This is a genomic window from Dolosicoccus paucivorans (assembly GCF_900100125.1).
In the GTDB taxonomy this organism is placed as follows: Bacteria; Bacillota; Bacilli; order Lactobacillales; family Aerococcaceae; genus Dolosicoccus; species Dolosicoccus paucivorans.
The window spans coordinates 23,267-34,031 of record NZ_FNEL01000014.1; the positions used below are offsets into that span (position 1 = coordinate 23,267).

Annotated in this window: 11 protein-coding genes; 9 read left to right on the top strand and 2 right to left on the bottom strand. The window is 35.8% G+C overall.

Annotated elements, in window-relative coordinates; all coding sequences use genetic code 11:
- Nucleotides 1–3 precede the first annotated feature (3 nt).
- The 6 genes from BLR79_RS03500 to mgtA all read left to right on the top strand — a co-directional run bounded on the left by BLR79_RS03500 (nt 4) and on the right by mgtA (nt 6,820).
- Nucleotides 4–552, top strand: coding sequence for a DNA-3-methyladenine glycosylase I (locus tag BLR79_RS03500; protein WP_092084906.1), 549 nt, complete (start codon nt 4–6; stop codon nt 550–552).
- A gap of 15 nt (nt 553–567) precedes the next feature.
- Nucleotides 568–1,527, top strand: a complete 960-nt coding sequence (locus tag BLR79_RS03505; protein WP_092084908.1) for an ABC transporter permease — start codon at nt 568–570, stop codon at nt 1,525–1,527.
- Complete coding sequence (locus BLR79_RS03510; protein WP_092084910.1) at nt 1,520–2,503, top strand: iron chelate uptake ABC transporter family permease subunit; 984 nt, start codon at nt 1,520–1,522, stop codon at nt 2,501–2,503. Before BLR79_RS03505 ends, BLR79_RS03510 begins: the two co-directional genes overlap by 8 nt.
- Nucleotides 2,494–3,255 carry an iron ABC transporter ATP-binding protein gene (locus BLR79_RS03515; RefSeq protein WP_092084912.1) on the top strand — a complete coding sequence of 254 codons (762 nt, stop codon included), beginning with the start codon at nt 2,494–2,496 and terminating at the stop codon, nt 3,253–3,255. Before BLR79_RS03510 ends, BLR79_RS03515 begins: the two co-directional genes overlap by 10 nt.
- Nucleotides 3,256–3,268: 13 nt before the next feature.
- Entirely contained in the window at nt 3,269–4,189 is a 921-nt protein-coding gene (locus tag BLR79_RS03520) for a siderophore ABC transporter substrate-binding protein (protein WP_092084914.1), read from the top strand.
- Between the two features lie 111 nt (nt 4,190–4,300).
- Entirely contained in the window at nt 4,301–6,820 is a 2,520-nt protein-coding gene (gene mgtA / locus BLR79_RS03525; protein ID WP_092084916.1) for a magnesium-translocating P-type ATPase, read from the top strand.
- Between the two features lie 42 nt (nt 6,821–6,862).
- Here mgtA and mscL read toward each other — a convergent pair whose 3' ends face one another.
- The gene (gene mscL / locus BLR79_RS03530; RefSeq protein WP_092084918.1) at nt 6,863–7,243 is read right to left on the bottom strand and encodes a large conductance mechanosensitive channel protein MscL; all 381 of its coding nucleotides are present in this window, start codon (nt 7,241–7,243) and stop codon (nt 6,863–6,865) included.
- 62 nt (nt 7,244–7,305) lie between these two features.
- Nucleotides 7,306–8,436 (bottom strand): NAD(P)/FAD-dependent oxidoreductase, encoded by a 1,131-nt coding sequence (locus BLR79_RS03535; protein ID WP_092084920.1) that lies wholly within the window; start codon nt 8,434–8,436, stop codon nt 7,306–7,308.
- A 254-nt stretch (nt 8,437–8,690) separates the two neighbouring features.
- On the opposite strand from BLR79_RS03535, the gene BLR79_RS03540 reads away from it, so the two are divergent.
- From BLR79_RS03540 to BLR79_RS03550, 3 genes are all read left to right on the top strand, one after another.
- A complete protein-coding gene (locus BLR79_RS03540; RefSeq protein WP_092084922.1) occupies nt 8,691–9,200 on the top strand; it encodes an ATP-binding cassette domain-containing protein in 510 nt (169 codons plus the stop codon).
- A gap of 128 nt (nt 9,201–9,328) precedes the next feature.
- Nucleotides 9,329–9,571 carry a hypothetical protein gene (locus BLR79_RS03545; protein WP_092084923.1) on the top strand — a complete coding sequence of 81 codons (243 nt, stop codon included), beginning with the start codon at nt 9,329–9,331 and terminating at the stop codon, nt 9,569–9,571.
- Nucleotides 9,564–10,316 (top strand): hypothetical protein, encoded by a 753-nt coding sequence (locus tag BLR79_RS03550; protein WP_092084925.1) that lies wholly within the window; start codon nt 9,564–9,566, stop codon nt 10,314–10,316. Before BLR79_RS03545 ends, BLR79_RS03550 begins: the two co-directional genes overlap by 8 nt.
- Nucleotides 10,317–10,765 lie beyond the last annotated feature (449 nt).

Sequence of the window (10,765 nt, forward strand, 5' to 3'; positions counted from 1 at the left end):
AAAATGGTCCAGCGTTGTCAGTGGATTCAAGATAAGCCGGATTTTTACGTGGCTTATCATGATACAGTTTGGGGAAAGCCGTGTTATAATGACAGAGAACTTTTTCAATGGTTGACGTTAGAAGTCTTTCATAGTGGTTTATCTTGGCAACTGGTTTTATCTAAATTAGATGACTTCCAACAAGCCTTTGATGGACTTGACCCAGAAAAAATCAGTCAATATACAGCTTGCGATGTGGAACGTTTAATGAATAATCCTAAAATTATTCGCCACCGTCGAAAGATTGAAGCCACGATTCAAAATGCCCAAAGCTTTTTAGCCATCAAAGAAGAGTGGGGGTCGTTTAGTCGCTATATTTGGCATTTTACACAAAATAAGCCAGTGATTCGAAAAGACGGCGAAGCGATGCAAACAAGGAGTGCTTTAAGCGATCAAGTAACCCAAGATATGAAGCAAAAAGGTTTTAAGTTTATTGGTTCAACGACGATTCACTCTTACTTACAAGGAATTGGCGTCATCAATGATCATGATGAAACGTGTCTATTTAAATAAAGGAGGTCCTCTTTAATGAAGAAAATGCTCGGATTTTTAACAATATTAGCAGTATTGAGTTTTATTTCAATTTTTGTTGGCGTGCGTGACTTATCTTTATTAAAGATGGCTTCTTTTGATCAAACGGATTGGCATATTATTAAAGAAGTTCGTCTACCGCGAACGATTAGTTTAATTATCGTTGGAGCAGTTATGAGTGTTAGCGGGTTATTGATGCAAAAGCTAACTCAAAACCGCTTCGTCTCGCCAACGAACGCCGGTACAAGTGAAAGTGCGCAATTAGGTATATTATTAAGTATTTTATTTTTCAGTTCGAGTTCTCCTCTACTTAGAACTTTTGTCGCTTTTTTATGTGCTTTTCTAGGAACTGTTTTATTTTTATGGCTTATTAAATACTTAAAAGGCCCAGGACACTTATTAGTGCCTCTTGTAGGACTCATGTTTGGAGCGATTATTCGGTCAGTCGTCACTTTTATTGCTTATCAATATGGCGTAACGCAAAATATTACCGCATGGATGCAAGGGAATTTTTCTTTAGTCAATCAGTATGATATGTGGCTTTTAATGATCGGTTTAATTTTATTAGTAGGCGTTTTTTTATTTTCTAACCATTTTACTTTAGTAGGAATGGGCGAGGAGATGACAGCGGCTTTAGGTGCACACTACGAGCGCTTGTTGTATTTTGGTATTTTACTGGTCGCTTTAGCAACCAGCGTTTCTATCGCTGTGGTTGGTTATTTGCCTTTTATTGGTTTAGTTATTCCCAATATTGTGACTTATTTATGGGGCGACCATTTAAAAACAGCTCAATATTATACAGCGGCTTTAGGAAGTATCTTTTTGGTTGCTTGCGACTTAATGGCTCGTTTAGTGATTCGTCCTTATGAAGTGCCGGTGAATTTAATTGTCGGTATTTTAGGCGGTATTTTATTTGTAAGTATGTTGTTAAAAGAAGGGAGACGAAGCTATGTTTAATCATTTAACTTGGTCTTCCGCTCGTAAACGATTAGTCGCATTGCTTTTAATTGTTTTAGTGTTATCTATCTTTTACATGACTTATGCGGTTTATGGTAATTGGGAGTTTGCAGCAAGTTTAAGAGGTAAAAAGTTACTCGCGATTTATTTAGTTGGCGTTGCTTTAAGTGTTTCGACGATTAGTTTTCAAACTTTAGTGGAAAACCAACTCATTACCCCGCAAATTTTAGGAATTGATGAAGCTTATTTACTGATTCATACTCTCTTTTTAACTTTTAGTTACCGATATTTCGGCCAATCGTTAACTCTATCTTTGCCTTTATTTATCAGTACTCTTGTAGTGATGGTTAGTTTGTCACTGTTATTATTCCGTGTTTTTATTACGAAACACCGGCAAGATATTTTTTTAATGTTAATGACGGGAATGACGTTGAGTTTGGTCTTTCGGAGTATGAGTCAATTTTTACAAGTCATGTTAGATCCGAATGAATACCAACGTCTGGTTGTTCGAATTTACCCAAGTTTTGCCAATATTCAAGCATCGGCTCTACCTATCAGTATCTTTGTTATATTGAGTGCTTTAGTGGTCTTATGGGTTTATAGCGTTCGGTTAGATGTGATGCGCTTGGGCCGGCACTTGGCTATTAGTTTAGGAGTAGATGTAGGGCACGTTCAGTGGGTTACTTTTGCAGCAGTCAGTGTGTTAGTTAGTGTCAGTACGGCGTTAGTCGGTCCTTTAACATTTTTAGGATTTATTGTTGCTAATGTGGCTTATCAAACGAGTCCTTTATTAACTCACAAATATTTATTTTGTTACGCCAGCGGAATAAGTTTAATTATCCTACTTTTAGGTCAAATTGGCATTGAGCACGTGGTGGGATGGAGTACGCCGATTGCGGTTATTATTGAGTTAGTTGGAGGCGCTTATTTTATTTATCAATTATTGAAAGAAAGGAGAGGGTCTGGATGGGCTTAGAGATTCAAAAGGTTCATAAAAATTTTGGTGCGAAAGAAATATTAAAAGATATTACAGTTTCGATTCCAGAAAACAAATTGACGACGATTATCGGACCGAATGGATCAGGTAAAAGTACCTTATTATCGATTATTAGTCGACTCATTGATAAAGAACAAGGAGAAGTTTACATTGATAATAAAGAAATTGACCAGTGGCCTACAGGCGAACTCGCTCAGAATTTATCGGTCTTACGTCAAACGAACCGAGACGATTTGCGCTTAACCGTTGAAGAGTTAGTTAAATTCGGTCGATTTCCCTATAGTCAAAATCGCCTGACCACTCAAGATGTGTATATTGTTGAAGATGTCTTAGCGCAAATGAACTTAACGCCCATTCGCCATCAATTACTCACTTCTCTTTCTGGAGGACAGCGTCAAAGAGCGTTTTTAGGAATGATTTTAGCTCAGCAAACAAAGTATATTTTATTGGATGAGCCGTTAAATAATTTAGATATGCGCTATGCGGTGGAGTTGATGCAACAATTAAGGCAATTAGTCGAGGCACAAAATAAAACGATCGTAACAGTCGTTCATGATTTAAACTTTGTCTCCCACTATGCAGATTATGTTATTGCTTTAAAAGACGGTCAAGTCTTTAAAGAGGGGACGTTGCAAGAAGTCATGCAGTCTGAAATTTTATCGGAGCTTTATGATATGACGATTGATATTGAAGAGATTCGCGGTAAATATTATTGTTTAAGTTATGGTTAAGGAGGAATAGGATATGAAATGGATGAAGAAGTTAGTCACTTTAATGACATTACTATTGGCTTTAGTTAATTTACCCGTACATAGTTTTGCTAAAGACACGGTGACCTTTAAAACGGAAGATGGCGAAGTAGAAATTGCTAAAGATCCTACTAAAATTATTGCTTTTGATTTAGGTACGTTAGATACGTTAGCTCAATTAGGTGAAGAAGCTCGTGTTGTAGGAGGGCCGGAACACGCAATTTTTCCAGAACATTTAAAGGAAACCTATGCTTCCATTGAAAATGTTGGCGGAATGAAAGACCCTGATTTAGAAAAGATCAACGCCCTACAGCCTGATGTCATTTTTATTTCCAGCCGTCAAGCGGACTTTGTAGCGGACTTTGAAAAGATTGCGCCAGTGGTTTTTGTTCCTGTAATGGATGAAAATCAGTGGACAACGACTAAAGAACACACCCTCGCTTTAGTGGAGCTAGTAGGTAAAACAGATCAAGCGCAAACAATAATTGATGATTTAGAAAGTCAAATGGCGCAACTTAAAGAAAAAGCTCAAAATAAAAAAGCCTTATTTATGATGCTAAATGAGGGAACATTATCCGTTTTTGGGGCAACAAGTCGTTATGGCATCCTTTATAATGAATTTGGTTTTGAACCAGCTGATGAAGCCATTGATGCAAGTTCTCACGGCCAACAAGTGACTTTTGAATATGTTTTAGAGAAAAATCCTGACGTGTTATTTGTACTGGACCGTCAACGTGCTATTGGCCAACCTGCGGATGAAAACAATGCATTATTAGATAATGAATTAATTAAACAAACCGGGGCGGGTAAAGACGGTGCAATTGTAACCGTGCAACCAGACGCTTGGTATTTATCTGCTGGTGGATTAAAAACAACACAAATTATGATTGACGATGCGAATAAAGTCCTTGAATAATTTTTAAGAAGAACGGTTAGAAAATGGATTTCTAACGGTTCTTTTTCTATCTATTCAAATAAAGTTGTGGTACAATTCACCTAAAAACTTTTTTAGAATGTAGGGAATAGAATGGATAAAGAATTTTTTAATTTACCCCTTGAAGACATTTACCAACAGTTAAATGTTGATGCTCAAGTCGGGTTAACAAAAGAAGAAGCGCAAAAAAGAACAACAACTTATGGTAAAAATGTTTTAAGTGATGGTAAAAAGGAGTCGCCTTTTAAGTTGTTTTTTAAACAATTAACCGATCCGATTATTATTTTATTACTTTCTGCGTCAGTTCTTTCCATCTTTTTAGGTGATTTAATGGACGCGCTGATTATTTTTGTAATTGTGTTTATTTCCGCCACCCTTGCCTTTTTCCAAGAATATAATGCAAGTAAGGCGATGGAAGAGTTGTCTTCTTTAGTGAAAGCCAAAATTACTCTTCTTCGGGATGGAACACCGACTGAAATTGAAGTTGAAGATGTGGTTCCTGGTGATATTTTAATTTTAAATTCAGGTGACATTCTTCCGGCCGATGGACGATTTATTTCGACAAATGATTTAACCGTCAACGAAGCAGTTTTGACCGGTGAATCGTTCCCTGTCGAAAAGGAAGTGGGAAATTTAGAAGGTGACGTTCCCCTAGCGAAACGCTCGAATAGTGGTTACATGGGGTCCAACGTTGTATCCGGAACCGGTAAAATGATCATTACCGCAACAGGAAGAAATACTTATTTTGGGGGGGTAGCTAAAGATTTACAAAAACAAGCTCCTATGACTGAATTTAAAAAAGGGTTGAACCGCTTTGGACGGCTTTTAATGACCATTTCTGTGGTAATGATCCTGTTAATTTTCTTTTTAAACTTAACAATGCATAAAAATATCTTTGACTCGTTAATGTTTGCGATTTCTCTAGCTGTGGGGATTACACCGCAACTTTTACCAGCCATTAGTTCGGTCAATTTATCCCTTGGCGCTAAGCGAATGGCACAAAAGGATGTGATTATTCGTCAGCTAGATGTTATTGATAACATTGGAGGAATGGATGTTCTTTGTTCAGATAAGACAGGAACTATTACGGAAGGAGGCGTTAAAATTGATGCCGCCTTTGATCTACAAGAGAATAAATCACAAGAGCTGTTAAAACTTGTCATCGATAATGCTTATTATTCTAGTTCAAATAATAATAGTATTGACCAAGCATTATTAACTTTAAAAGACCCTCATGATATGCCTGGTAAGAAAATATCGCAAAAAGCTTATAACTTTACCGACCGCATGTCATCTGTGGCGGTGGCTTACGACGATGAGCGTTTTATGGGAATGAGACGTTTGATTATTACTAAAGGGGCTATTAAAAATGTGATTGGTATTTGCGATCGAGCCTTAGATAATAATGGTCAAGTAGTAGATATCAACACTCGCTTAGACGATATTAACCAAATAATGGAAGAATTAGGTAGTCAAGGGTACCGTGCGTTAGCCATTGCGGTAAAGGAATTCGATGAAGAAGCAGAGTTTAATAAAGGAATGATTTTTGTAGGGTTTATTACCTTTTTTGACCCATTAAAACACGACTCTAAAGAAGTGATTGAAAAAATTAATGAACTTCAAGTGGACTTCAAAATTATTACGGGAGACTCTTTAAATGTCGCTAAATTTCTAGCTACTGAATTAGGTTATGACGCAACAGAAGTTATTTCAGCCAATGAATTGAAAAACATTTCATTAGAACAACAAGGTGAATTGGTTGAAAAGATAAAGATTTTTGCTGAAGTGGAACCTGAAATGAAGAAAAGTATTATTAAATTGTTGAAAAAGCAAGGCCACTTAGTTGGCTATATGGGAGATGGGATTAACGATGTACCTTCTCTTCATGAAGCAGATGTGGCGATTTCCGTCGATGACGCCGTAGATGTTGCTAAAGAAGCGGCTAATATTGTCTTATTAAAGTCCGATTTATCGGTTGTATTAGACGGGATTGTTGAAGGACGTAGAGTATTTGCGAATACGATGAAATACATCTTCATTGCGGTATCTGCTAACTTTGGAAATATGTTTTCAATGGCAGGAGCATCATTATTGCTTAAATTTTTACCCTTATTGCCTAAACAAATACTAATGACTAACTTACTTCAAGATTTACCGGCGATGTCTCTTGCGTCAGATAATGCCGACGAGGGATGGATTACTCGTCCCCATCGATTTAACTTTAAGTTCATTATTAAGTTTATGATTACTTTTGGTTTAATTTCGTCTATTTTTGACTACTGTATGTTTGCGGTACTCCTTCATATCAATGCAAATGAGCAACTCTTTCAAACCGTATGGTTTACCGAATCAGTTATTTCAGCGGTTATGTTAATGATTGTTTTAAGAACAACTTTACCTGTGGTTCGTTCTAAACCAAGCAAGCGTCTCCTACTTACATCAGGGTTCATTATTGCCTTTACGGCGGCGTTATCTTATTTACCTTTTAATCATTTATTAGGGTTTATACCCATTCCTCTTTTCATGTGGAAATATATTTTAGGTGTCATTGCGATTTACATGATAGTAGGAGAACTGTCTAAACGTTTATTTTACAAATATAATCGACCATAAAAACAAAACGACCCTCTTTTTTAAAAGAGAGTCGTTTTTATATTAGTGTCCTTTTTTTAGCTCTGCTAAAATTTCAGTTAATAGTTCAGTTTCAGTCGGAACAGTAGCTTCATCCACTTCTTCTTGAACTTTTCTCTTCGCGTTCATTTGTTGTAATCCTTTAACGGTTAAAAATAACATAAAGCCAATCATTAAAAAGTTAATGACTGCTTGTAAGAAGTTCCCGTAAGTTAACTTTGTGTTCCCGATTGTAATCGCTAAGTGAGAGACGTCAACCGCTCCTGTTACAGAGACAATAATTGGCATGAAAATATCATCCACTAAACTAGAGACAATTTTTGAAAAAGCGCCCCCTAAAATAACCCCGATAGCTAAGTTAATTACGTTATCTTGAGCGATAAACTCTTTAAATTCTTTCCACATATGAATAATTCCTCCTAAAATATGAATATCAATAGAATAGCATATTTCACAAACTTTGTATACTAGTCTGCTTTAGGAGAAATATATGTTTCGATAGGAAAGTCTTCTTTTGTAATTTGCCATTGCCCGGTATGAATCAATTGACTCCACTGATGGCCAATAAATGGACCACTGGTTAAGCCGGATGATCCGAGTCCGCTGACAGCCCAGACGTTAGAAAGAGTAGGAACTTCGCCGACTAAAACACCAGAATCCGGAGTGTAGGCACGGATTCCTACTTTAATACGGTGAATCGGATACTCGCTAAAGCCAGGTATCCACTCTTCAGCGAAGTTGACTAAATCGTTGATCCGTTCCATTTCAACGTCTAAACTATAATCGCGGTCATCTTCATGGGTCGCACCGATGACAATTTCACCGTTTTCATTTGGGATAATGTCAAATTTACCTGGTGCCATCACTACAGGCCAGTTGTTGCCTACCCATTCTTCATTAAAGGCACTATATAATTGACCTTTTTGCGGACGAATGGCTACCTCAAAACCTAAGGGTTCAAGTAAATTAGGTAACCAGGCTCCACTCGCTAAAAGAAGGCGGTCAAAAGTATAAGATGATTCGTCTGTGTGGACAGAAACTGTTTCTTCATGGCGTTTTAAATGGACGCGCTGATTGATATAAGTGCCTCCTAATTGCTGGAAAGCTTCTTTTAATGTAGCAATTAAAGCCTCCCCATCTACTCTGGCTCCACCTTTAACAAAGCTTGCTGGATAAGGTGAATTAAGAAGCGGAAAGCGTTCATTGACTTGCTGAGTAGTTAGCGTTTCAACGCCAACGATGGCAGGAGACTGCTCAAGTCGTTCCTGAGCTCGTTGGGCATCTCGTTCTAGAGAGGGTTGGTTTTTACGGGGCAAAAGGGTGCCAATGGCTTGGTAAAGTCCATTTGTTTCATGGCCGTCTTCTTTCAAGTCTTGAATTAATTGATGGTAGAACTCTGCTCCATTAGAGACTAAAAAGTACCACGGCTTATTGCGTCTTAATGTGAACCAAGGACAAATAATACCAGCTGCCGCTTTTGTAGCTTGGCCTGTTTCTTCATCAAATAAAGTAACCTTATAGCCTTGTCGTGCTAAATAATAAGCTGCCGTTGACCCGACAATGCCTCCACCAACAATTCCGATTGATAAATGTGACATACTCTCATCCTTTCTAAATTAATGATAAATGTTAGTTAAATCATAACATAACAGAAATTCAATAAATAAAGTTTTGGTATATCGAAAAAAAAGAAAAGAATAGACAAAAAATATTGACGTACACAAAAAATGTGATACTATCTAAAGAAGTTTTTAATAAATAACTAAAATTATTAGAAATACGGTGAAACTAGATGCGGTTCTAGCTAAATGTAGTGGTATTAATATAGGTGTTTTATTAGAGGGGAACTTATATGTTAAATATATCAAATGTATATAAAAGTTATGGAGAAAAAGAAGTGTTAAAAGGTGTTAGTTTTAAAGTGAACGCGGGGGAAATAGTTGGTTTAATTGGAGAAAATGGCTCAGGAAAAACTACTTTAATTAAAACTATTTTAGGGAGTGTGATAGCTGATTCAGGCGTGATTCAATTTAAAGAAAAGGACAACTACATCTCTGATTCTTTTTCTATGAAAGAAATAGGCTATTTATTAGACATTGATCTCATTCAAGAGTTGAATGCAGTGGAGTTATTAAAGCTATATTCTTTATACGAAAACAAAGGCTATAACTTGAAAAAAACTGAAGAAGCGTTGCAAGAATTTAAACTTCCTAGAGACAGTAAAATAAAAGAATATTCTTATGGAATGCAACAGAGATTACGTTTGTTACTTGCTCTTGACGAGACGCGACAATTATTAATTTTAGACGAGCCGTTGTTAGGATTAGATATTACCAGTATTGACTTGATGAAAAAGGTGTAAAACAATTTGTATCTCAAGGTGGAAGCGTTTTACTATCTTCACATCAATTAGCAGAAATCCAAGATATTGTAGATCGATATATAATATTAGATGATGGAATTATTAATGAAGAATTTACTGGAAATAGTGTGGTATTCCAAGTCGAAGTAAGAAGTGAGTTAGGTGAATTTGTTAAATTAACAAGTTTATTAAATGAGTGTGATGTGCTATTTCAAAAAGAAGAAGAGCACAGGAGATTGTATGTAGACCCTGAAAATTTAAATCGCGTACTACAAGAGGCATTTAAATTAAATTTAGAAGTAAATATTGAACAAAAAAATATAATTAATCAAACACTACTAAGAAAGTCTAAGGTGGGATCGAATGAATAATATAATAAAAGCTGAAATTTATAAATATATTAAAAATAGATGGGTATTGGGTTTGTTACTGATGTCTCTATTTCCCTTATTATTTGCCTTTATATTATTTCTAGATTTGCCTTCTATGAAGATTCATGCATCTTTTACGCCGATTAGCTTTGTCGATAGTATGTGGAGTTTTATGCTTACTACAACACTGCCTATATTATTCTTCTCATATGTCGCTTCACAATTAGGAGAAAGTATTAGGTCAGGAAAAATTATTTATGAGCTAACAAGAGTTGCCGATCGAAAAAAGCTTATTAAAGGGAAAATATCTGCACTATGCTTGTTAACGATAGGTTTCTTTTTGAGCGTAGTTATTCTATCAATCATCTCTTTTTATATTTTCATTAGTTCTAGTCGCTTTGGATTAAAGATGGAATTAGATTCATTTTTTTATCAAGAATTGATTGGGATGGTCTTGGCTGTCATTTATCTTATTTTTTATGCGGCTTTAAGTGCATATAATTCTTTCTATGTGTCTAGTTTTAGCGTAATGATTGGTAATTTTTTGCTGACTATTATTATGTCTTTTGTGGCCAATCATGAATATATTTCAAAATATATTCCCGGAAGCATTGTGTATGGTGCAATTATTCCAGAGGATAAATTTTATTATTATACTTTTTATCAAAGCGGATTACTTTTAGTATTGATTATCTTATTAAGTGTACTATCGATCAATAAGTTTAAAAAAGTGGATATCGGTTAGCGAATGGATGGCATTTGTCATAATCTAAGATATTGCATATTTGAATAATTATAATGAGATAAAATAATGTTCTGTCAAATGCTCTACCTCGTTAAAATTAAAATATGATAACTTGAATTTACCCAAAATTTTACGGTTTCATAGATAATAACAAAAGTCCGAGGTGTTCACATGTGGAAAGCATGGATTCCTCGGGCTTTTAAACTATCCACAGCGTAAATCTGTGGACTAATTTCGTCCTGTTGCATGGTATAATTGAATCATCACAAAACAAAAATACAGAACAGGAACTGAGGTTATTTTACCATGAATTCTATAGAAATATATCAAACGAAGCGAAGTTTACTTACTTTTTTAGAAAAACTGACTAAAGGTCTTTCTAAACCACGGAAGAAATTTTACAGCGATATTTTATATGGAATGTCAAAAGCTCAAAATACACTGTTATC